At 34.8% G+C, this 24,121-nt stretch carries 23 protein-coding genes and 1 pseudogene; 20 read left to right on the forward strand and 4 right to left on the reverse strand.

Annotated features, from left to right (window positions below; genetic code table 11):
• Window positions 1-19: 19 nt before the first annotated feature.
• Both ACQKP0_RS22000 and ACQKP0_RS22005 read right to left on the reverse strand, forming a co-directional pair.
• Window positions 20-412 carry a thiol-disulfide oxidoreductase DCC family protein gene (locus ACQKP0_RS22000; protein ID WP_427407970.1) on the reverse strand — a complete coding sequence of 131 codons (393 nt, stop codon included), beginning with the start codon at window positions 410-412 and terminating at the stop codon, window positions 20-22.
• 140 nt (window positions 413-552) lie between these two features.
• Window positions 553-1,092 (reverse strand): GbsR/MarR family transcriptional regulator, encoded by a 540-nt coding sequence (locus ACQKP0_RS22005; RefSeq protein WP_427407971.1) that lies wholly within the window; start codon window positions 1,090-1,092, stop codon window positions 553-555.
• Window positions 1,093-1,355: 263 nt separating this feature from the next.
• Here ACQKP0_RS22005 and ACQKP0_RS22010 point away from each other — a divergent pair, with 263 nt between their 5' ends.
• The 11 genes from ACQKP0_RS22010 (at window position 1,356) to ACQKP0_RS22060 (ending at window position 13,844) form a co-directional block, all read left to right on the forward strand.
• A complete protein-coding gene (locus tag ACQKP0_RS22010) occupies window positions 1,356-2,507 on the forward strand; it encodes a betaine/proline/choline family ABC transporter ATP-binding protein (protein ID WP_427407972.1) in 1,152 nt (383 codons plus the stop codon).
• Between the two features lie 12 nt (window positions 2,508-2,519).
• Complete coding sequence (locus tag ACQKP0_RS22015; RefSeq protein WP_427407973.1) at window positions 2,520-3,173, forward strand: ABC transporter permease; 654 nt, start codon at window positions 2,520-2,522, stop codon at window positions 3,171-3,173.
• An 18-nt stretch (window positions 3,174-3,191) separates the two neighbouring features.
• Entirely contained in the window at window positions 3,192-4,103 is a 912-nt protein-coding gene (locus ACQKP0_RS22020) for an osmoprotectant ABC transporter substrate-binding protein (RefSeq protein WP_427407974.1), read from the forward strand.
• Between the two features lie 174 nt (window positions 4,104-4,277).
• Window positions 4,278-4,958: an ABC transporter permease gene (locus tag ACQKP0_RS22025; RefSeq protein WP_427407975.1), complete on the forward strand. Its 681-nt coding sequence runs from the start codon at window positions 4,278-4,280 to the stop codon at window positions 4,956-4,958.
• A 494-nt stretch (window positions 4,959-5,452) separates the two neighbouring features.
• A complete protein-coding gene (locus tag ACQKP0_RS22030) occupies window positions 5,453-7,381 on the forward strand; it encodes a transporter substrate-binding domain-containing protein (RefSeq protein ID WP_427407976.1) in 1,929 nt (642 codons plus the stop codon).
• The gene (locus ACQKP0_RS22035) at window positions 7,356-8,750 is read left to right on the forward strand and encodes a sigma-54-dependent transcriptional regulator (protein WP_427407977.1); all 1,395 of its coding nucleotides are present in this window, start codon (window positions 7,356-7,358) and stop codon (window positions 8,748-8,750) included. The genes ACQKP0_RS22030 and ACQKP0_RS22035 overlap by 26 nt, the downstream gene beginning before the upstream one ends.
• Window positions 8,751-8,900: 150 nt before the next feature.
• Window positions 8,901-9,884: a TAXI family TRAP transporter solute-binding subunit gene (locus ACQKP0_RS22040; RefSeq protein WP_427407978.1), complete on the forward strand. Its 984-nt coding sequence runs from the start codon at window positions 8,901-8,903 to the stop codon at window positions 9,882-9,884.
• A 26-nt stretch (window positions 9,885-9,910) separates the two neighbouring features.
• Entirely contained in the window at window positions 9,911-11,005 is a 1,095-nt protein-coding gene (locus ACQKP0_RS22045; protein WP_427407979.1) for an ABC transporter substrate-binding protein, read from the forward strand.
• Between the two features lie 21 nt (window positions 11,006-11,026).
• Complete coding sequence (locus ACQKP0_RS22050; RefSeq protein WP_427407980.1) at window positions 11,027-12,127, forward strand: ABC transporter ATP-binding protein; 1,101 nt, start codon at window positions 11,027-11,029, stop codon at window positions 12,125-12,127.
• A gap of 14 nt (window positions 12,128-12,141) precedes the next feature.
• Window positions 12,142-13,038 (forward strand): ABC transporter permease, encoded by an 897-nt coding sequence (locus ACQKP0_RS22055; RefSeq protein ID WP_427408012.1) that lies wholly within the window; start codon window positions 12,142-12,144, stop codon window positions 13,036-13,038.
• Entirely contained in the window at window positions 13,038-13,844 is an 807-nt protein-coding gene (locus ACQKP0_RS22060) for an ABC transporter permease (RefSeq protein WP_427408013.1), read from the forward strand. The genes ACQKP0_RS22055 and ACQKP0_RS22060 overlap by 1 nt, the downstream gene beginning before the upstream one ends.
• 81 nt (window positions 13,845-13,925) lie before the next feature.
• On the opposite strand, the gene ACQKP0_RS22065 is transcribed toward ACQKP0_RS22060, so the two are convergent.
• Window positions 13,926-14,567, reverse strand: coding sequence for an aspartate/glutamate racemase family protein (locus tag ACQKP0_RS22065; RefSeq protein WP_427407981.1), 642 nt, complete (start codon window positions 14,565-14,567; stop codon window positions 13,926-13,928).
• A 449-nt stretch (window positions 14,568-15,016) separates the two neighbouring features.
• Here ACQKP0_RS22065 and ACQKP0_RS22070 point away from each other — a divergent pair, with 449 nt between their 5' ends.
• Window positions 15,017-16,807: a S9 family peptidase gene (locus ACQKP0_RS22070; RefSeq protein ID WP_427407982.1), complete on the forward strand. Its 1,791-nt coding sequence runs from the start codon at window positions 15,017-15,019 to the stop codon at window positions 16,805-16,807.
• 945 nt (window positions 16,808-17,752) lie between these two features.
• Here the strand turns inward: ACQKP0_RS22070 and ACQKP0_RS22075 are convergent.
• A complete protein-coding gene (locus ACQKP0_RS22075) occupies window positions 17,753-17,890 on the reverse strand; it encodes a hypothetical protein (RefSeq protein ID WP_427407983.1) in 138 nt (45 codons plus the stop codon).
• A gap of 190 nt (window positions 17,891-18,080) precedes the next feature.
• Here ACQKP0_RS22075 and ACQKP0_RS22080 point away from each other — a divergent pair, with 190 nt between their 5' ends.
• From ACQKP0_RS22080 to ACQKP0_RS22115, 8 genes and pseudogenes are all read left to right on the forward strand, one after another.
• Entirely contained in the window at window positions 18,081-19,064 is a 984-nt protein-coding gene (locus tag ACQKP0_RS22080) for a DUF3231 family protein (protein ID WP_427407984.1), read from the forward strand.
• Window positions 19,065-19,281: 217 nt separating this feature from the next.
• Complete coding sequence (locus ACQKP0_RS22085; protein WP_427407985.1) at window positions 19,282-20,337, forward strand: beta-carotene 15,15'-monooxygenase; 1,056 nt, start codon at window positions 19,282-19,284, stop codon at window positions 20,335-20,337.
• A gap of 53 nt (window positions 20,338-20,390) precedes the next feature.
• Entirely contained in the window at window positions 20,391-20,957 is a 567-nt protein-coding gene (locus ACQKP0_RS22090; protein WP_427407986.1) for a GNAT family N-acetyltransferase, read from the forward strand.
• A 382-nt stretch (window positions 20,958-21,339) separates the two neighbouring features.
• Window positions 21,340-22,185, forward strand: a complete 846-nt coding sequence (locus ACQKP0_RS22095; RefSeq protein WP_427407987.1) for an alpha/beta hydrolase family protein — start codon at window positions 21,340-21,342, stop codon at window positions 22,183-22,185.
• A gap of 495 nt (window positions 22,186-22,680) precedes the next feature.
• Entirely contained in the window at window positions 22,681-22,830 is a 150-nt protein-coding gene (locus ACQKP0_RS22100) for a M24 family metallopeptidase (protein ID WP_427408014.1), read from the forward strand.
• Between the two features lie 313 nt (window positions 22,831-23,143).
• Complete coding sequence (locus ACQKP0_RS22105) at window positions 23,144-23,314, forward strand: hypothetical protein (RefSeq protein WP_427407988.1); 171 nt, start codon at window positions 23,144-23,146, stop codon at window positions 23,312-23,314.
• Window positions 23,260-23,706 (forward strand): GntR family transcriptional regulator, encoded by a 447-nt coding sequence (locus tag ACQKP0_RS22110; protein ID WP_427407989.1) that lies wholly within the window; start codon window positions 23,260-23,262, stop codon window positions 23,704-23,706. The genes ACQKP0_RS22105 and ACQKP0_RS22110 overlap by 55 nt, the downstream gene beginning before the upstream one ends.
• 116 nt (window positions 23,707-23,822) lie before the next feature.
• Window positions 23,823-24,065: pseudogene (locus tag ACQKP0_RS22115) on the forward strand (MFS transporter); the annotation flags it as partial.
• Between the last annotated feature and the right edge of the window lie 56 nt (window positions 24,066-24,121).

Raw genomic sequence — 24,121 nt, forward strand, 5'->3', positions numbered from 1 at the left:
TGTCCCAGCCTCTTTTTGACTACTCCAAAAACCTGTCTCTTTCCTCTTTTGTAGGCAACATGCAGCTTTCTCTAATCCCGAACCATTTATAACGGTTCTTAGCGATTAAATCGTAAAAAAAATCCCTGATTGGAGGTGGAATGATTAGAAACAAATACAATAGCCTCCACAACCCCTGAAGGTTTTTGCACATTCTCAATGCAGCGCTTGATTTTATATAATATGTGTTATCTTCTATTAAAACAAAACTATCGATTTCATCATGTATGCCATGTTCCCGTAGAAGCTTTTTTCCAATTTCACTTTGAAGAGAAGCGAACTTGAAACATCCAGCTGGGTCTCGCTTAATAATAAACTGAACACTGCTATTGCAAAAATTACAAACACCATCAAATAATATAATGCCAGCCATGTACTCACCAGCTTTTCGTATATAAATTTAGAAGTTCTATATGTTTAGAATAACATACACTTTCTTGAAAATGGGAAGTACTTTTAACATATAAAAAACCTCCACATAGTTAGATGGAGGATAAAAGTTTATAGTTTACTTTATTTCGACTTTGGAACATGCTTAAATATTTCTCCGCTTTCAAAAAAATCAATTAATCGTGTAAGCCAATGATAATAATCTGACCAGATTTTCATTTCTTTTAATAATTCATTAACTTGAGCTTCGATTTCTTGGTTTAATTCCTCCTTTTCCTTCAGCTCCGAAAGCTCGCGAGTTAATTTTTTTTCAAATATTTTATTTCGATTGATCGTTTTTCTCCAATTGGAAGTAAAGATAGATATAAATGTTTCATAGTAGTCTGATTCTACATCATATATATCTTTGCGAACGCCTTTTTCAAATACTTTTTCAGCGATATTTATATCAAGCATTTCACGAACGACTTGGCTCATTCTTGTTTTACTCATACCTGTCGCCACAGATAGCTCGTCAAGTGTCATCGGTTTACGATTCATATATATGATTCCAAGTACCCTTCCAACTGTAGTGGAAACTCCATAGGAACGCATATTATCAGCAATTTTTTCAATATATTGTTCCTTTGCTTGGTTAATCATTTTTAATGATTTATCTTCCATTGGTAGCAAGCTCCTTTTAAATACCAAATATACTAGGACAATGTAACATAAATCATGGGAAAAATAAAATGGGAAGTAGGTCAGGAAATCGAAGTATTTGTAAGTAATAGTAAGAATGAAATTGATCATGAGTGTTACAGTATATATATTTCATAAAATAAGTGTAATATGTACAATTTGTAAACTTTTTATTTTACGAAGTTTACGGTAAGATAATAAGGTAACCCAACACTGACAAAAATAATTACGGAGGTGCGGGCAATTTGCTTAAATTTGAACATGTAACAAAAGTGTATAAGGGAGGAAAAACAGCGGTTGAAGATTTGAACTTGGAGTTTAAATCGGGTGAGTTCATAGTTTTCATAGGTCCGAGTGGCTGTGGGAAAACGACAACTATGAAGATGATTAACCGTTTAATTGAACCCACGAGTGGAAGCATTTATATTAATGGAAAAAACATTTTAGAAAAAGATCCAGTACAACTTAGACGAGAAATTGGATACGTCATTCAGCAAATCGGTTTATTTCCCCATATGACCATTCAGCAAAACATATCACTCATACCTAAGCTTCTAAAATGGCCTGAAGAACAGCGCCGTAAACGTGCAAAAGAATTACTTCAATTAGTAAACATGACGGAAGATTATTTAGATCGGTATCCACATGAATTAAGTGGCGGGCAGCAGCAAAGAATTGGTGTTTTAAGAGCATTAGCAGCAGATCAGCCACTCATCTTAATGGATGAACCATTTGGTGCATTGGATCCCATTACTCGAGATTCATTACAGGATGAATTCAAAAAGCTGCAGCAATCATTAGGGAAGACCATTGTCTTTGTAACCCATGATATGGATGAAGCGATTAAATTAGCTGATAAATTAGTGATTATGCGTGCTGGAAAATTAGTTCAAGTTGGAACACCAGAAGAAATTTTACGTGAACCCGCGAACGATTTTGTTGAGGAGTTTATTGGGAAAGAACGTTTAATCCAAGCACGGCCGAATATCCAAACGGTCGAACAAGTAATGAATCCTGACCCAATTACGATTACGGAAGATCGATCCCTTTCGGAGGCAATCCAACTTATGAAGGACAAAAGAGTGGATTCCCTCCTTGTTGTTGATCATAATCGAGTTTTGAAGGGGTATATCGATGTTGAAATAATTGATCAAAACCGTAATAAACCGGTTCGAGTATCTGATATGGTAGAATCAAAAATTTTCGCTGTAGAAAAAGAAACTTTACTTCGGAATACGATAAGAAAAATTTTAAAAATGGGAATGAAATATGTTCCGATTGTGGATAAGCAGCAGCGGCTTGTTGGTATCGTGACTAGAGCTAGTCTTGTCGATATTGTTTATGATTCCATTTGGGGTGAAACACAAGATGAAATTTTAAAGGAGAATATCGGATAGGAGGGGAGTCAGTTGAATAGTATTGTTCAATTTTTAGATAGCTATTGGAGTGAATTGTTATTTAAAACATGGCAGCATTTCTATATATCTATCATTGCTGTTCTCCTTGGTATTATCGTTGCCGTTCCAGTTGGAATTTCTTTAACAAGGATTCCGAAAGTGGCAGGATTTATTATGGGAATTGCAGGTGTAATTCAAACGTTTCCAAGCCTCGCTATTTTAGCTTTTTTCATACCAATCCTTGGTGTTGGTAAGGTTCCGGCAATTATTGCATTATTTTTCTATTCAGTCCTACCCATCTTGAGAAACACCTATATTGGTGTAAAAGGTATTAAACGAAACTTGCTTGAAGCAGGACGCGGGATGGGTATGACTGGATGGGAACGGATCCGCTATGTTGAGATTCCGCTGGCGATACCAGTTATTATGGCTGGTATTCGATTATCAACAGTTTATTTAATTGGTTGGGCAACACTCGCTTCATTTATTGGAGCAGGAGGACTTGGAGATTATATTTTTAGCGGTCTTAATTTGTATCAAACTGAATTTATTATCGCAGGTGCCATACCCGTAACGATACTAGCCTTATTAGTAGATATACTTTTAGGAAAAGTAGAAACTTGGGTAACACCAAAAGGTATTCGCGATTTAAAAGAAGCAATATAGGAAGGAGCATATGTGAACATGAAAAAACGGAAATGGATGGTTGTCTTCGTTTTGTCAATGTCTTTGTTAATCAGTGGATGCTCTTTACCTGGTTTACGTGCTTCATCAGATAAATCAGTTACAATTGGCATGATGAATACAACAGAATCACAAATTCTAGGATATATTCAAAAATTAATGATTGAACACTATACAAATGTAAAAGTTGATATGGTCAATAATTTAGGATCCTCTATCGTTTTACACAAGGCGATGTTAAGTGGTGAAGTAGATCTATCATCTGTTCGTTATACAGGAACAGATCTGCCAGGTGCATTAGGTATGGAGCCTGTAAAAGATCCTAAAGAAGCATTGCGGATCGTCCAAACTGAATTTAAAAAAAGATTTGATCAAACATGGTTCGATTCTTATGGGTTTGCAAACTCCTATGCTTTTACTGTAACAAAGGATTTTGCCGAAAAAGAAAAGATCAAGAAGGTTTCAGATTTAAAACCTTTGATCAACGATTTGAGCCTAGGTGTTGATAATTCTTGGTTGAAACGAAAAGGCGATGGCTATGAAGGTTTTGTAAAGGAATATGGCTTCGAATTTGGCCATACCTATCCAATGCAGATTGGTCTTGTATATAAAGCTGTTAAAAGCGGAAAAATGGATGTTGTTTTAGCTTATACGACGGACGGACGAATTAATGCGTACAATTTGGAGGTTCTTGAAGATGATAAACATTTCTTCCCGCCTTATGATGCCTCACCGTTAGCTCGTAATGAAGTGTTAAAACAGCATCCGGAATTAAAAGATGTTTTGCAAAAATTAGTTGGTAAAATCAATACGAAAAAAATGCAGGAATTGAATTATGAGAGTGATGGCAAAATGAAAGAACCATCTATTGTCGCTAAGGAATTTTTAGAAGAAAATCATTACTTTGAGTAAGTCATTTTTCTTAAATATTGTTGTTGTTGAATTGTAGGTCAAATCATTTTGGAAAATCCATGTTTCTAAGAAAAGAGGCCCTAAAACTAGCAATATTAGGTTGTTAGCTATTATACAATTAAACAATAAACTATTCGAAAATAGCCTTAAATAATGTGGGAGGTGTGGGGGAAATTGAATACACTCCAAGGAATATTCGATTATTATGCTCAAAATGGCAGCTATGTTTGGGAACAATTTTATCGCCACTTTCTTATGTCTGCCTATGGTGTATTATTTGCAGCGATTGTTGCGATTCCATTAGGTATTTTAATTGCCCGTTATCGTAATCTGAGTACTTGGATCATATCTCTAGCCAATATCATTCAAACGATTCCTGCTTTAGCGATGTTATCGGTACTTATGTTAGTAATGGGCTTGGGAACAAATACAGTTGTTCTCGCACTATTTCTATACTCACTGTTGCCGATTCTAAAAAACACATACACAGGAATTGTCAATGTTGATCATTTCCTCTTAGAATCAGGAAAGGCGATGGGGATGACCAAGTTTCAAGTATTACGAATGGTTGAGTTGCCACTTGCATTATCGGTAATTATGGCTGGATTACGAAATGCGCTTGTAGTTGCAATTGGTATAGCAACAATTGGAACGTTTGTAGGTGCCGGAGGACTGGGTGATATTATTGTCCGTGGTACAAATGTAACGAATGGTTCACCCATTATATTAGCCGGTGCAATCCCAACGGCACTTATGGCTGTAGCTGCAGACTTTATTATGGGTTGGTTGGAAAGAATTTTGTCACCTGTAAAAAAGAAAAAAGGAATAAACGTTGATATGAAGGAAGCTGCTTGATGAAAATATTCAAAAATAATAAGGTGTGCCGAAATAGTGGCACACCTTATTATTTTGCTTGATTTACTTATGTTATGGAGGTTGGATCATCAAAAGACCTATCACTCGCCATAAATTAAGGGGCAATGTTCATTCTATCCGAAATTAGAATTTCTATATCTTTACATAATTACAATAATCTATATAAAATGTGCCAATAATTAAAGGTGGGTATTTTTTTCAAAATTCAATCTCTATCGAGAAGTTAATTAAAAAAACAGTTCGGTTTAGGGAAAAAGAATTACTCGGTTATAGTCATACTTGCTAATATTTTGATCATGTATTGATTTCATGTCCATATTTCTATATTCTTGAATTAATATTTCGAATATTGAATTACTTATTCTTGAAAAGAGGGGATTTGTATAAGAAGTCGTTTCATCGTTTTTTGCATGATATTGATTTTCTCTGTATTTACAACTTTAACAAATCCTTTAATTTTTGCAAAAGAAAAAATGTATAAAATTGCAGGAGACTGGGCACTTCCTCCTTTTTCGTTCAAAAATGATCAAGGAAAGTTGTCCGGTATAAACATTGATTTAATGGAAAAAATCGCTAAAGAAAATGGGGTTATTTTCGAATATATTCCAATGGGGATTCGCGAAGCGGAGAAAGCTCTAGAAGCTGGTGAAATTGATGCGATTGCAGGTATGACTTATAGTACGGAAAAGGATCGAGTATTTGATTTTTCGATTCCATTCTTTACTATGTCTGAATCATTAATTATTCCCATCGATAAAAAGAACAAAGTTAAAGGCATTACTGATGTAAGAGATATGCAAATTACCCTTCAAAATAATTCACCTGTGCTTAGTACATTATTAAATATGAGAAATACGAATCTTACATTGGCGACGAATCAATATTCGGGACTTTTGACACTTATGAATAACCGTGCAAATGTTTTAATCGGGAATAAATGGACGGCAGCTTTCTTTTTGAAAAAATTTAACCAAGAAAAAAATTACGTCATTCTTGATGAAGTATTAGAGCCAGCAGATTATGCGATTGGTGTAAAGGAAGGAAACAATGCACTCCTTACAATGATAAATAAGACTCTTACAATTCTAAAAGCGAAAGGAGAAGTAAATGAACTAATTGATGAATGGGTGAGACCCCAATCTGAAGCAAAAATCGCACGTTTAGAAAATTTTATCTATCTATTAATCTCGTTTCTGTCTGTTGGAGCTCTTATTCTCTTATTAATTTATATTTGGAATCAACGATTAAAAAAAGCTGTCAATGCCCAGACAAGTAAACTACGTTTTCTGAATGAAGATTTACAGATGCAACGCCAAAGGAATGCTGATAGTAATGCGTTTAAAGATCAAATCCTAAACAATATCGATACGGGTATTATCACATTTAGTCTAGATTATAAAATATCAAGTTGGAATAAACGGGCAATAGAGATTCTTGAACTATCTAAATCATCCATTTCTGACATTCAAAAATCCCCAATATTCAAGAAACTATTTGAAACTAATCCTTTTGTACAAGCTTCAAATCAGGAGGCGGGGCAGCTTTATCATATTTTAGAAATGAACGAAGGTGGGGAAGGGAAGGTCATTTATTATTCCATGCACAAGATGTATGATTCACAAAACATTCAAACGGGGTATTTACTATCTATAAATGATGAAACAGAAAAAAAGAAACTAGAGCAAAAATTAATTATTCAGGAGAAGCTTCATGCACTTGGACAGCTTGTGGCAGGGGTTGCTCATGAAATTCGTAATCCGTTAACATCTATAAAAACGTTCATAGAACTTCTTCCTAGCAAATATGACCGTCCGCAATTTCGAGAGGTCCTGATGGAGCATTTGCCAGTGGAGGTGAATCGGTTAAACATGATTGTAACAGATTTAGTCGAATATGCGAGGCCGCGTCCTCCAAATACCCAAAGCTGTTCAGCATATGAACTTACTTCTTTGCTTGCCTTTCTTCAAGTTACAATGAAGAAAAATAATATAGATTTTGAACAAAATATAGAATCTGACCTCGTTTTTTTCATTGATCCTCAACAAATTCGTCAAGTTCTTTTAAATCTATTATTAAATGCTATTCATGCAGTGGAAGGGACAAGTGTAAAGAAGATAAATATCCTTATGGAAAAGGAGAATCAAGAACAAGGAAGAATCCAGATTATCGATTCTGGAAAAGGAATGAACCGGGAAGAATTAAACCGTATCTTTGAACCATTCTATACAAGCAAGGAAAAAGGCGTAGGTTTAGGATTGACCTTATCTTACAATTTAATCAAAGAAAATCATGGTGACATTCATGTAACTAGTATTCCTAATAAAGGTACGAAATTCACGGTTATATTGCCTTTATACTCGGAGGAGGAGATTCGGATTGAAACCACAAATACTGGTTATTGATGATGAGCAAGCGATTTGTTCCTCTATTTGTTTTGCATTAGAAGATGATTATCAAGTTATGACTACAACTGACCCCGAAAAGGGCCTAATCATGATTGAACAAACTCATGTTGATATAGTCCTGCTAGATCTTCGAATAGGAAGTTTCAATGGACTAGATGTATTACAAAAAATTAAACAAAAAGATTCAAAAGTTACTATTATTATGATGACTGCTTATGCATCTATTGAAACATCTATAGAAGCAATAAAAAAAGGTGCCTATTATTATATAGAAAAGCCTATTAATATGAAGGAGCTTTCTTTACTATTACTAAGGGCATCGGAATTTAAACGAATGTCACATAAGATAGAAACATTAAACGAAGAGCTAGAGCAAAGAAGAAATACAGAAACATTTCTAGGAAACAGCAAAGCTATGAAACATGTTTTTTCAATGATTGACCGAATAAAAGATATTGATTCTAGTGTACTGATAACGGGGGAAAGCGGAACTGGGAAAGAACTAGTAGCTCGAAGTATTCACAATACTGGGAAACGTAAAAATCAGCCGTTGGAAATTTTAAATTGTGCGGCAATTCCTGAAACCTTGCTTGAATCGGAATTGTTTGGCTATGAAAAAGGTGCTTTTACTGGAGCGACACAGCGAAGAGAAGGAAAGTGGGTGGCAGCAAATGGTGGAACCTTGTTTCTTGATGAAATTAGTGAAATGCCACTTTCTCTTCAAGCAAAATTATTACGAGTGATCCAAGAGCGTGAAGTCACACCTCTAGGATCAAACAAGAAAATTCCACTCGACGTTCGTATCATCAGTGCAGCTAATAAAAACCTTGAACAGATGGTAATGGAAGGGACGTTTCGTGAGGATTTGTATTTCAGATTGAACGTAATTCCAATACACACACCTCCCTTAAGAGAAAGAAAGGAAGATTTGCCACTTTTAATTGATTATTTTATGCAAAAGTATTGTAGAGAAATGAATCGAGAAAAGAAATCATTCACTGCTGCTGCAAGGAAACTTTTACTCGATTATCATTATCCTGGAAATGTACGTGAATTAGGGAATATTATTGAATACGCTGTAGCTCTTTCAATTCACAATGAAATTGATGAAATTGATTTACCTCAATATGTCCAAGAACAAAAGAAAGTACCTGTAGAATTTTCTACTGATCGTGAACAACATGGTCTTCACATTCCTTTAGGTTTGTCAATGAAGGAAATCGAGAAAAAAGTAATATCTGCAACACTAAGACATTATGATAATCACCGGCAAAAAACAGCTCAAATTTTGCAAATTTCCGAAAGAAGTCTTCGGGATAAAATTAAACTCTATGAAATTAAGAAACAACTTAATGGAAAAAACTGAAATTCGGCAAAATTTGCATGATGTATCGGCAAATTTTGCCGTTTGTATTCGTGTAAAATTGACAAAAAGATTGTAAGCGTATGCATAGTAAAAAGACTGAAAATTGGCACGATACTTGCATGTATTGTTTATATGAAAGGAGGACCAGTATTGAAAACAGGAACACTCCTAAACTTCTTGTTCCTTTGGGTAATTTTATTAACAGGATGTACAAACGACAATCAAAAGGTTACTTCACATTTTGTTTTTCCAACCCCGGAGAAAATTTCAGACGATCAGCGCTCTTTGATTATTGCAACAGGTGATATGTCAGGTGTTTATTTTTCTTTAGGACAAGCTTTGGCGGATTTATTTGAGAAGTATAATGGAACAGCTTCGGGAACCCAAGTGACAAATGCTTCCATTCATAACACGAAACTGGTGAGCCAGAAACAGGCTGAACTGGGATTTAGTACTGTTGATGTCCTTGCATTACCCGAGACAAATAAAACAAAACTTCGTGCTCTTACAGGACTTTACTCTAATTACATTCAGATTGTAACAACAAAAGAAAGCGGAATTCATTCTTTAAAAGATTTGCGTGGTAAACGAGTTAGTTTAGGAACAGACGGGAGTGGAACGAAACTCATGTCAGAACGGATCCTAAAGGCTGCTAATCTTGCAAACCATCAAATGCAATTATTTTCTCTTTCATTTACTCAATCTGCAGATGCTTTAAGAAATGGTACGATTGATGCTGCATTCTTTTCTTCAGGTTTACCGAATCCTGAAATTTCTGCTCTTGATAAAGAACTGGACATTAGACTTGTCCCAGTACCAATACAGATTATCGAACAACTTCATGATCAATATGGATTCTATAATAGGGATGTAATTGGCAGCCAAACCTATCATGGTGTTTCCAATAAAATACAAACCATAACAGTAAAAAATGTGCTGCTAACATACCCAGACTTGCCTAATCAAGAAGCATTCCAACTCGTAAAAACAATATTTGAACATTTACCAGAACTGAAAACCGTCCATCCGGCAGCTGCTGATATCAATGATTTGGAAGCAATTAAGGGGATTCCAATAGATTTTCATCCGGGTGCGAATCAATATCTAAAAGATAATATCAAAAAATTCAAATAACAATATAAAAAATGGAGGTCTGAAAAATGAAAAAGTTATTCACTTTCATTTCTATAATTTTGCTACTAGCTTTATCGGCCTGTGGAAACCCGACACCGAAAAAGCCCGGTGAAACAGCAAAATCGAGCGGTGGAGGAACAAAGACTATAACAATTGCTGGAAATGGCGGGGTTATTGAAAAAGCCATTCGTGATGTAATTGCACCTAAATACAAAGAAGAAACAGGAATAACGATAAATTATTTACCTGGACTCTCCGGTGAGATTTTATCCAAAGTAGAATTGCAAAAAAATGCTCCACAAATTGACATTGCATTATTCGTTCCTGTTGATGTTCAACGTGCCAAAGATAAAGGGTTAACAGATACTTTGGATGAATCTAATGTTCCTAATATGAAAAATGTCAAACCTGATTTGGTAGCAGTAGAAGGTGCAGCGGCTCCTGTATTTGGCTTAGTAATTGCCCCTGCTTATAATACAGAATCATTTAAAAAGAATAATTTGAAACCTATACAATCTTGGAACGACCTCGCATCTGGTGACTATAAAGGAAAAACGGCATTTGCAGATATATCAAATGATTGGGGCTTTAATACATTATATGGGCTGGCACTGGCAAACGGAGGCAGTGTAGATAATATGGAGCCTGGTTTAAAGAAGGCAAAAGAACTTGCAGGATTTTCATCAACTTTTTATAAAAATTCAACACAGATGATGCCGGCTGTTCAGCAAGGTACGGCAGATGTAACGGTAATGGGAAGCTATGCTATTGGGGAGCTTGCATTATCCGGTATACCGATTAAGATGGCTGTTCCAAAAGAAGGTGTTCCACTTCAAGCTTTTAGTGCGGCAATTGTGAAAAATAATTCTCACTATGATGAAGCTCTGAAATTTATTAACTATTTAATCAGCGAGGATTCGCAAAAGTTAATTTCGGAAAAAGGTTTTTATCCAGTTGTCGAAGGTGTGGAACTGCCAAAAGAATATGAAGAATCAATCGGCCTGAAAGAATCAGATAAAACATTCAAGCCTGATTTTGCTAAATTTGCTGAAATCCGTGCGGAATGGTCAGATCGTTGGGCGAAAGAAGTAACCCCTGAACTTGGAAAATTGCTTAAATAAGAATGGAGGGACTTTCAATCGATGAATGCAATTAGAAACGATGTAGAGATAAAAGGTGCAATAAAGCAATTCGGCCACAATACTGTACTGAATGGAATTGATTTAGAAGTGAAACAAGGTGAATTGCTTACACTACTTGGTCCTTCAGGCTGTGGAAAAACGACCACATTAAATTTAATTGCCGGCTTTCTTGAAGCGGATAGTGGCGATGTTTATATTAAAGGGAAGAAAGTGAATAAAGTCCCTCCATATAAACGGGATTTAGGCATGGTATTTCAAACCTATTCCTTATTTCCTCATATGACAGTTTATGAAAATCTTAGTTTCGGATTAAAGCTCCGCAAAATAGCTAAAGCAGAACAAAAAAAGAAAATCGATCGAGCTCTTGAACTTGTAAGAATGTCAGGCCTTGAAAATCGCTATCCCCGTGAATTATCAGGGGGACAGAGACAACGTGTTGCGATCGCCCGTGCCCTTGTTGTTGAGCCTGAATTGCTGCTTCTTGATGAACCTTTGTCAAATCTGGATGCCAAATTACGACATGAACTACGAACAGAAATAAAACGTTTGCAAAATGAAATTGGCGTAACCACGATTTTTGTTACCCATGATCAGGAGGAAGCTTTATCAATGTCCGATCGTGTGGTAGTAATGAATGCAGGCAAAATAGAACAAATTAGTAGTCCGACATCCATCTATAATCATCCTGATACTGAATTTGTTTTTCAATTCATTGGTAAATCCAATTGTTTTGATGGACGAGTAGTAGTAGTAGAAAACAGAAAAATTTCAGTTCAGGTAGGAGAGGAAATGACATATGCCGATGTAAGCAATATTATGGGGGAGGATCGAACGTTGAAGCCAGGGGATGAGGTGAAGCTTTATATTCGTCCTGAGAAAGTTTTCATTACCTCTGTTAGCAAAGCTTCATCTTCAACGCTGGAGCTTCATAAAGCGAAAATTAGCCAGCTTAACTATCTCGGAACATCTTGGGAAATTGCTGTGTCATTACTCGGAAAATCTGTTCAAATCTTAACGAATGAGTATGACTCGTCTTGGCAGTATGGAAGTGAGGTGTATGTTGGGTGGAACCCGTCAGACATTATGCTGATCAAGAAATAGATAAACAACCAACAATAACAGTTGAACCAGAAAAAAAGTTAAAAATTAAAAAAAGAAGAAGTTGGATACCTGGACTTCTTCTTCTAGTCCCAATTCTGTTATTCATCTTTGGCTTTTTTGTCGTCCCAATGCTGTATATTTTATATTTAAGCTTCATATCTACAGATAGTGTGAATGGAGCAGATGCTGTGTTTAGCTTGAATAACTATGTACAATTATTTACTGATAGCTACTATTTATCGTCGTTATGGTTAACGGTAAAAATCAGTTTATATTCTGTCATTGTTGCACTTTTACTTGGTTATCCAATCGCATTAACGATGGCAAAAAGTTCACCTCGTGTTCGCGGATATATAACTTTACTTATAGCTTCACCACTTTTAGTTAGTATTGTCGTACGAAACTTTGGTTGGTATTTATTATTATTACCGAATGGAACGATTAATCAAACTTTGATGAATTTAGGGATAATAAACGCGCCACTAAAATTATTATTTTCAGAGCTAGGTGTCGTTATCGGTTTATCGAATGCCTATTTGCCTTTCATGGTTTTAGCTATTGTGACAAGTTTATATAATATCGATCCTTCGTTAGAGAAGGCTGGGGCAATCCTTGGTGCTAGTCCACTTCGAAGCTTTTTCTCGATTACGCTTCCACTCAGTTTGCCGGGAATAGTATCTGGATGTGTACTTGTCTTTAGTCTATCAATGAGTGCATATGTAACTCCAGCATTAATGGGAGGAGCAAATGTTCCAGTTATGCCAGTCGTTGTGTACGATCAAATTAATAATCTACTAAAATGGACATTTGGTTCTGCTTTATCATATGTTCTCTTAGCTACTACACTTCTATCTGTTGTCATTTTTACACGTACATTAGAGAAAAGTAAGTTCAAGGAGGTGTTTCGATGATGAAAGCTCTTGGAAAACTGCGGACTGTATTAGCCATTATAGGGATTTTGTATATACTAATCCCATTAGTTGTCGTTATACCTGCCTCTTTTACAAGTGCAAATTTTCCGAGCTTTCCAGCAGAAGGATTTTCGTTACAGTGGTATTCGAAGATTTTGGAGCGTCCGGAATTTATGGAAGCTTTCTTTAATAGTGTGAAATTTGCTTTTCTTGCCGCATTTTTTTCTGTTTTATTTGGTACATTAGGGGCACTTGGTATTGCAAAATATGAAATACCTGGAAAAGCCTATATTACTTCTCTTTTAACAGCGCCGTTAAGTGTACCTCAGCTAGTTTTGGGAATCGCCTTGCTTATTTATTTTACGCCGATGATGCTTTCTGGTACATCAACAGGATTTTTGATTGCTCATATCATTATCTGTATTCCGTATGTCATTCGTCTAGTGTTAACTGGTTTAAGCGGTTTTGATTACAATTTGGAACGTGCTGCAGCCATTCTCGGTGCGAATCCAATGGTGGTATTTTGGAGGGTAACACTCCCACTTATAAGACCTGCCATCATATCTGGAGGATTATTCGCCTTTCTTACATCATTTGATAATGTAACAGTTTCATTATTTATGATTTCCCCAGATATGAGGACGCTGCCGATCGAAATTTTTTCGACTATGCAGGATGCGTATAATCCGATCGTTGCATCTGTTTCGAGCGTGGTAATTTTTATTTCGGTCATATTAATTGTGGTACTTGAAAAACTTCATGGTGTCGGAAAGGTATTCGGGGGTTCACATCATTCGAATGGATAAAATAATCTGGAAGCTTTTAATCTAAGACCTTTTTACAGCCGGTTACTGCGCTTTTTAAGTGTAGTACCGGCTGCTGTAGGTTTATAAAACATGGTTTTTCAAAAATGCTAGGCATTTTTTTACAGTTGCTTGGGGAGCGGTAAGAATAGGAACAGATGTATGAACTTGATCTGCTACATGTGACATGCTGTATTGAGAGAGAACAATCACATCCACTTTTCCGTCCATTTGCTGTATCATATTTCTCACCTTCTCATCATGTTCTTCGTTCTTACCTTGAAAAAGGAGATGGATAATTCCTGGATCTACCAAAGATTCGATGAAGCAATCTGGTTTCTTTTCTCTTATGTAACTGATTAAGGCAGCTGGTGTTTCTTTTACAGTGGAAATTAAACCAATACGTCCGTAGGTTAAGGCTATGTCAAGCATAGCTTCATCTGAACGAAATAGTTTCACAGAGTAAAGCGGTTGGATGATTGAAGTAATATTATTAAAGGCAGAACAAGTCAATTGTATGCAATCGACTCCAGAATCGGCAGCAAGATTTACTAAGGATGTAAATCTACGAATAATTCCGGGAGTAATCGTGCCGCTTGCTTCTATTATTGAAAGTAAACTAGTATCCATAAAATGAAGCAGATCAACTTCTGGAGCTTCTTCTTGGAACGCTTCTTCAATAGGTTTTATGGCAGTAGTTGTTGCATGAATCAAGGCTATTTTCAAAATAGTAATCCTCCTATAAAAAAATAAAGCACCGAATTGGTACTTTTAATTAATTCAGAATGTTCCTCCTCCTGGTGGTGGTGGGTTATTTCTATAGTCATAAGGATTTTTTTTAATATCCTTATTTATGCTCTTTTTTGTATTAGAAGAATTTGCAAAGAAAATGATAGGCAAGAGAATGAGTATCCCTAACACGATATATAACCACCACATTTTTATCACCTTCTTTTTACTTTATAATAACATAATAATTAACAAAAAAGAATGAATTTTCAAATTTATTCCCCTTTATTTTGACACTTTTTTTTGTCGAAAGATTTTTCCAAAAAAAAGTAGGGATTAGCAAAAATTTATAGAATACTTTATTCCTTTAATATACTTTTTAAAAGTTAACGAAGCTGTGGAGATAGATACAAGGTAAATTACGAAGTGAAAAGAGGAGATATACTATGCTTAACTTTTCATCCCCAGAGGTAAATCAATTTCTACACACTTATGAAATCAGTTTGTTTGCAGTCAGTCAGGATGAACAAAGAATAGCGATATCTACAAATTTATCAGGTGAATTTGATGTTTGGATGCTTGACCTTCCTTCAACATATCCATATCCGATGACAAAAGTAGGGCAAAAAACAGAACGACTTATGTTCGATCCTTTTGGTCGTTATTTAATAGTTTCGTTTGACAAAGATGGAGATGAAAGTCCTCAAATATATGCATTAGGTCCATACGGTGGCCAGCTCCATCCAATTGTTGAAGCAAAAGGCAAGAAGATTCATGCACAAGCGCTTTCTGGTGATGGAGAACGAATTTATTATGCATCAGATAAAGATAATCCAATGTACATGAATAGCTATAAAAATGACATTACCTCAGGCGAGGAACAAACTATTTTAGTAGGAACAGATGCACTAACATTCATTACTGCCGTAGCACCAGATGAGAGCAGCTTTACCTATAATCGAGCGTTTTCAAATATGTACATGGGTGGATATGTTCAAATTGGAGAACAATCGGAGAGTCTAACGCCTAACCCTAATCTTGTGCATCGTGTACGTTCTCCTATTTACTGTGACGCTGATACGATATTTTTTTGGACGGATTATGAAAGTGAATTCGCCTATGTTGCAAAATATACGATAAGCTGTAAAGAATTTATAAAAGTCTTTGAGATGGATAATGAAGAAGTAACAAACATACAAATAGATAAACAAAATAGACTATTATATGCATTTACTTCCAATGGGGTCGAGGATCATCTGTATCAAATTTGTTTACATAACATGTCTTCAATAAAAATACCATTGCCAGTAAGCGTTGTACAACATACTCAAATTGTTTCAAGCGGCAATCTGTATATCAGTGGGGTGACAGAGACTAAGCCATCAAATTTATTTAGAAGAGATGCCTGTACAGGTGAATGGATACAATTGACGCAAAACCGGGTTATGGGAGTTCACCCTGATGAACTAACTAAAGCACAAAAGGTTTCTTATTTATCGAATGATGATTTAGAAATTGAGGCATTATTATTTGAACCAAAGGAAGAACGCTTAAATGGTTACACGATAATATGGCCACACGGCGGTCCACATTCTGCTGAAAGAAAAAAGTATCGTGGACTGTTTCAATTCCTATGTCACCAAGGTTACAAAATTTTTGCTCCGAATTTTAGAGGAAGCACTGGTTATGGTTCCTCCTTTGCAAAACTGGCTGAACAAGATTGGGGAGAAGGTCCACGTCTTGATATGGTCGAAGGTATAGAATGGTTGCTAATGGAAGGAAAAGCCGATCGCAAAAAATTGTTTCTAATGGGTGGAAGTTTTGGTGGTTACATGTCTTTGTTGTTACTTGGAAGACATGCCGATTATTTTCAAGCAGTAGTTGACATGTATGGTGAATCGGACTTAATTTCTTTTTTGGAATCAGTACCAGATTCTTGGAAACCACTGATGAAATTAAGGCTGGGAGATCCAAAGGAAGATAGGGAACGATTAATGAATGATTCTCCAATATCATATGTAGATGGAATGACTAAACCAATTTTCATCATCCAAGGTGCAAACGACACTCGTGTTGTTAAAGAACAGTCAGATAAAATTGTTCGTGCACTTCGAGAGAGAGGTAGAATTGTAGAATATCTCGTTTTAGAAGATGAAGGGCATGGATTTTCAAAAAAGGAAAACGAAATACTCGTGTACAAACGTATCGCTGCCTTTTTTGAAAAATATAAAATATGATCTGACTTTCGGAACGGGAAGTATTAGGAAATGTTTTTACTATTGTTATGTTCTAAGTGGTTTGGTAATTGAAGAGAGTAATAATGAAACCAATATAAAGACTATGCTGGATTTTAGTTTTATTAAAAAAGTAGTCAAAAGAAGGAATTCTAACTCTTTTTACAGAAATTATTATTAATGTACATGCAGGTAAAATCTTTCGTCTGGATTAGAAAAAGTATTTTATAGAAAAAGATAAGTTTTTATTTTTGGCTATTTTCGTAAAGTTTTTTGCTTTTTTAGTGATATTTTATTAACAATCTGAGTTGATTGTAGCGGAGGACACTTGACTCCTGCGGGAAAAAGAGGGAAGTGGGAGACCCCACAGGCAGTAATGCCGAGGAGGCTCCCATCCCTCCCCGCGGAAAGCAAGTGTCTGAAGCGGAAATCAACGGACTAAGTTTATAGTCTAAAAACAACAATTTATACGAAAAGAGCCTTATTTTTATAAAATTCATACTGATTTTTGAGAATTAGATATTTATGAGGTGGATATATTGTTTGGTACAATTTTAATAATCATTGCTTTAATTTTAGTTATTCTAGCTATTATTATAGTCTGGAATACCCAGACTATAATTAGAGAATTGTCTGATATAAAGGGGAAGTTAGGAATAGTAGAACAAAAGAAGAAATCTTTTCTTGATCATGATCTTGATAATGATTAATTAAGAACTAAATTGGGATTTTCTCGTGACGGAACATTTTTTTAGACCATAATGAACAGACCCAAATTCTACATTAAAGAAGATTATTCGGAATGGGGAAGAAATTGAAATTATACATATTTTGCCACTAGTATAAGTTAAATCAAATTCACATTAATTTTTGATTTGCATATGTTTATATCAATAGTTACTACTTAAAGTGAAACAAACCGGTCTGAATATGACCGGTTTGTTTCACTTAAATTACTCCATTTGTTTTAGAGCTTTGATCCTTATTTCTTTTATTTCCTTTACTATTGTCTCCACTAACAGGAACTTGTCCGTGTAATTGAGGTGAATTTTGATTCTGGCTGCCTTTATTAAATTTTTTTGTCATGCCCTTCATCTCCTTTCTTACTTCAAATACAGTTTATCCCTTTTTAATGAACTTATGATTTTCTTTTCAGATATAGATCTCTCCCTCATATACTCAAAATAAATAATGTATAAATCTGTTAAAAGACCACAAACTATCTTTTAGTACAAATGTGTGAATCGTAAATGAAATATTGGGAGGGTGTTTTTTTATGGATAAAAAACCTAAAATGAGTTCTACGGAACTCGGTGCATTATGGACGACTTACCACAAAAAAACAATGATTCTTAGGATTTTGGAGTATTTTATTGAGAAGTCAGATGATCAAAAAGCAAAGGATTTAATGTCAGACTTGTGGGAAAAACTTCATCCAAAGGTCGTTGAAATAAAAACTATGTTAGAAAATGACGGGGCAGTAACACCAATCGGATTTACAAAGGAAGACGTAGATCTTAATGTGCCAAATTTATTTGAGTACGGTTTTGATATTATGTTCTGTCGGATATTAAAGGAAATCAGCATGGGTATGTATGTACTACATATGACAGTTTCTTATCGTGAAGATATAGTTCAGTTTTATAAACAACTTACTGATTTAACCCAAACCTATTATAACTATTTCACACAATATCTTATCGAAAAAGATCTCCTTCCTCGCCCAAACTTTACAAATATGCCAGAGTCAATTGATTTTATAAATGACAAATCATACATGAAAGGAACTAATTTTTTTGGTCGTAGGAGAACCTTAAACACTGTTGAGTTTGGATTGCTGTATCATTCTGTTGAAACAAATATTTTCGGTATGCAATTGATGAGGGGGTTTGCCCAATGTGCTAAGGAGGAAGAAGTGAAAAAATATTTTGCAAAAGGGAAAGATCTTTCGAAAGAAATTTTAAAAGAAACTGGGGAAATCCTTCTTCAAAATAATATTCAACCACCTGCTACACCAGGAGGCATAGTTACAGGTTCTGCTAAGGCTCCATTCTCTGATAAGTTAATGATGTATTGTACATACCTTTTATGTGGATTTAGTCTCGGGGGACAAGGATTTAGTGCTGCTTTCATTTTACGGAATGATGTGATGATGAAAACAGGTATATTCGCTAAAGATGTATATGAATATTCAGTGGAAGGCGCTAAACTAATGATATCCAAAGGATGGTTAGAGGAACCGCCTAAGATGGATCTATAAGTTTATATGTTCTTTTATAGTTATCAAAATTGTTAGCAATTATGATTAGAAATTTGATGTCGGATTTATCCGAATATTTCTGGGCAGAATTTAGGTTATCAGAAATTTATAAAAGCCTTAGTTAGAACAAAACAATATCTTTTTTGAAAATTTGACATAAATAAAATACTTTATGAATTTTCAATAGGTTACAATAAAGGAAAAAAGAGGTGATACTATGATCGCTTGGCATATTAATAAAAAAACCAATATATGGGTGTTTTTGTTAGTCTTGGTGATAGGTTCAAATTTAATATTATATAGGTCACCAATTTCGCCTATCGTATTACCTGAAGAGACAAGATGGGTCATCCTTGGTTCTTTATTTGATTTAGCCATTGTTTCTCCACTTTTAATGATAGCTATAAATAAGAATCGGAATTTTACGGTAAAGCGATTTATTATTTTGATGGCAGGAGGGCTAATCTTAGCAAGGTTTCTCATTCCAGCAAAATATTTTGAACCATTTGTAGGAGTTTCTTATATAGGTTTTGCCGTTGAAGGTTTGTTAATATTCTTAGAATTAACATTCCTTTTCATACTAGTACGTTATATGCCGGCAATTATTCAACAAGTCCGTAGAAGTGATGAAAGTCTGATTTTTTCTTTTCCAGCAGCAGTTGAGGAAAAAGTTCGAAAGCATCCAATTATACAAGTTGCAGCATCAGAATTACTTATGTTTTATTATGCATTTTTTTCGTGGAAGAAAAAGCCGCCAATAGGTGAGGAAAATTTCACAATGTATAAAAAATCGAGCCTAATGGCATTTCAAATAATGATGATTCATGCCACTATAATTGAAACACTTGGGATCCATTGGTGGTTGCATAATAAATCCTTAGTTTTATCAATCGTATTGCTTATTCTTAATATCTACACAGTCATATTTATTCTTGGCTATATACAATCTGTACGCTTAAATCCATTAAAGCTGGATGATAAATATTTGTACCTATCCCTAGGATTAGCAAAAAAAATGGTTGTATCATTAGATGATATTGACTCGATAACCATGAATCATGAATTGCTTAAGCAAAAAATAGATAACAAAACAACGATTGAATTTATTGCCAGGGACTTTGAAACTGTATGTCCTCATATGATTCTAAATCTAAAAAGCCCTAGCCGTGCGACACTCTTTCTAGGATTTGAAAAAAAATATTCGAGAATCGCTTTACGTTTAGATGATCCAGACAAATTCTATGAAGCACTAAAAGAACATCTTTCAAGATAAAAATATTGATTTAAAGATAATTGTATCAGTTGGGGCTTTGGGGAGAGAATAACATGAATCTAGAAATGGTGTTTGGAGATTTCCCAGTATTGGAATCTGCGAATCTAGTATTAAAAAAAATCGAAAATGTACACTTACAAGATGTTTTTACAATCTATGATAACGAAAATGTATTTGAATATTGCGGGATCATTCCTAAACATAACATACAGACAGTAAGTAAGATGATTGGCCATTTTGATAGGGATTATCATAAAAAAAGTAGGGTTAAGCGGGGGATCTTTCAGAAGAGTCATAGTAATAAATTGGTAGGAATTATGGAAGCAATGGATTTTAACCAAAAAGTGAATATGGTAACTATCGGGTATTTTTTAGCAGAGGACTATTGGGGGAAGGGCATTGCTACTGAATCTGTTCAAATGTTAGTAAAATATTTATTTGAAGAAGTAAATGTAAACAGAATTCAAGCAGAGGTCATGCCTGCAAACCATGTTTCAAAGAAAGTCCTCTTAAAAAATGGTTTTATTAAAGAAGGATTATTAAGACAAGCTTCTATTTGGTCTGGGAAAGGTGTAATCGATTTAGAAATATACGGCATCTTAAAGGATGACTATATTTAATACATTTATTAAAGGGAATTACTAATAAGATACTTCTAAAAAAAGAGTTTAGAAACGGACTTTTTAAGTGATATATGAAACAAATAAGTATTGGCGATATATTTTGTGTTTTAGATTTGGATGGGAGAAAAAATAAAGATATGGGGGAATTAGTATACTTTCTAATATAAGGGTTGGCAGAGTTATTAAAGTAATTGATGATATTAATAGAAAAGAGGTTTTTGAGGAAGGGAGAGAGTTTCGTTCTTTTCCAATTAGCATATTTTATCCTACAAAAGAAAATGCAACAGACGAACAAAAAACAGATCTTACGTCTCTATTCTATCCTGCTATCGATGAAGTAATAGGTCTCTTTTCAAAGGTCGGGATTAAGGAAGAAAAGTTGAAAGAAGTTGTTATTTCGGTTAAGGAAAATGCTAAACCTATACAAAATGCTTCATTTCCAGTAGTCCTATTATCTCCAGGTTTTGGAATTGATCGAGATTTGTACATTGAGAACATAACAGCTATTGTTCAAAAAGGTTATATAGTCATTACACTTAGTGTCCCCTATGATAGTTTTTATACAGTTTTCCCTAATGGGAAAGTGGTTTTACAAGCAGAAAGGTTTCCGGACGATCGGTCACAGATAGTAACAAGAATGCAGGATGTTCATCTTGTATTAGATCATCTGGAAAAATGGAATCAAGAGGAATTTTTCAATGGAATATTTGACACCAATAAAATTGGTGTGATCGGACATTCCCTTGGCGGGGCTACTGTTTTCAATCTAGCCGCTATCGATAAACGCATACGCTGTGCCATATTATTTGATGCAAGTTTGCATTTAATCGATGACAAAATACCAAATATCCCAATACTAAATATTCGTCAAGAAGCTGCTTCGTTTAAAGAGTATCTTCATGCAATTATGGACGAAGAGGACTGTGCGACAAGTGAGTCTATCGCTAAGTGTTATATAGAAAAACAAATGAATATGTATGAGCATATACCAGCAAGCAGCTCATTTATGAAAGTAATAGGGGCTAATCACTTGTCATTTTCAACAATTGGGAACCTTATCTCCGATGTATCCCCTGATGTTACAAAAACAATTCAGGAACTAACAACTGTATTTCTCAAAGAGTTTTTGAAAGAAGAACAAGGTACCTATTCAGAATGGATTAACGGAAAAAATCGACCGTCAAATTTGGTCGAAATTAATGGAAGTGGATTGCCTGTTAATTAATGCCACTCTTGGAGAGTGAAATGATCCCAATAAGGAAGATAGCTTTAAGTAATATTTGGGGTTTGAAATCGGTATTTTTACGGTCTCAACCCCTTTTTTAATAACAATGTTTAGCTTTAAAATGTTTCCTTACCCACTAAATCGTTTTACGACTTGTTCTGCATTTCACTATGTTACTGATATGTTTCTTAAATGAAAAAACATAAAAAACATCCCCCTTGGTCACCGAGATAGACCCACATACTCGAGAGTGAAGCAACTGTTTCATAATATAAAACCGATCTTCTTCACGAAAATTAATTTTTCCTCCATTAGATGTGCGCTTTTTTAAGTTTCTTAATATTAATGCATCGTTACAATGAAACTCAATATATCCTTCACTGTTTTTCGGAGAAACCATCCAAAGATATGTAATCAAATTAAATTAATCAGCGGTCATTTCATTCTCTATGAATGAGTATTCACGAAATGCCTACCGTAGATTAAGAATCGGTTATAGTTCTTAAACCCGGTATGGTCTTTGCAATAGAACCAACAATTTATGAGGAAGGGGTAGGGATGTGTACCGTCGAAGAAAATATCCTAATTACTGAAGATGGGTATGAACAGTTAACACCTATTGACGGTGCTTTAAGGATTCTTTAAAAACAATAGAATTATAGGCACCCTCAAAGATATAGAATAAAATTTGAGGCTGTTTTGTCTGTTTTGGAATTTTTAAAGATTTGAAATGTTAGAGGTAGCCATTATAGGAATAGTTTTAGGAAGGTCTGCGACTTGGCAAAGCTAAAAAAATTTATATCTATTACAGGGATAGCATCAGGATAACCGCATTTTCCTGACACTACCTCTTATAGTATCTTTTATCTCTGTAAATATCAGAATATTTTGACTGGTATATAATATATTTACAGACTATTTATACTATTGTAACATTATTTTTGGGAGGGGAGTGAAAATGAAAAAGTATTTTGTAAGCGCTAAACCGTTAAAAACGCAATCCTATAACGTAATTAAAGAAGCTATTATTAAGGGGGTATTATCTGATAATGAAGCACTGACTGAAAAAAAGCGATGGAGTTATTTGGTATTAGTAGAACTCCTTTTAGGGAAGCAATTCAAAGATTAGAAGCAGAAGAATGGTTGATATCTATTCCATATAAAGGAAGTTATGTTAGCCCGTTAACGATGAAAGATGTAGAAGATATTTTACAAATTCGATTGATTATTGAAACAGCAATGGCAAAAAGAGTCGCAGAAGATATTACAAGTGAACAAATTGAAATACTTCAAAACATAGTGAGTCAAATGGAATTGGTTTCATCTATTCAATCAGATTATGAGTTTACTTTAATAGATCAAAAATTTCATAAAACAATAAATCAATTTGGTGATAATAAGAGAATTAATTTAATGAGTGATCAAGTATATGATCTCATGCGAAGAATTGCGATGACAGTTTTAAAAAGCCCCATTAGAAGAAAAGAAGTAATTGAGGAACATTTGAAAGTGTTAAAATGATTACAAACTAATAATGTGGAGGAAACATTGGTCCATCATTATGATCGTGTGAGATTCGAGGCACAAAAGTATTTTTCAACTTTATAACAAAATCAAAGCAAAGGATAGGTATTTGTATGAAAAAAAATTATCGTTATCAAATTATGTTAATGATGGTCCTGATGGTTATTATCAACTATATTGATAGAGGCGCGATTTCATACTCTCAAAAAGACATTATCGGCGAGTTTGGATTTGACGCCATTGCTTGGGGAGCCGTACTTGGCTATTTTGGATTCGGTTATTTATTTGGCTCTCTTTTTGGAGGAATGCTCGCAGATAAAAAAGGGACCCATCCCCTGTTACTTTTGACGAATACCTATTATCACTAGCGTAGCTTTGAAAATTACTTACTTTGTATCAATGTCAATAATAG

The sequence above is a fragment of the Heyndrickxia sp. NPDC080065 genome, assembly GCF_050281185.1.
In the GTDB taxonomy this organism is placed as follows: Bacteria; Bacillota; Bacilli; order Bacillales; family Bacillaceae_C; genus Heyndrickxia.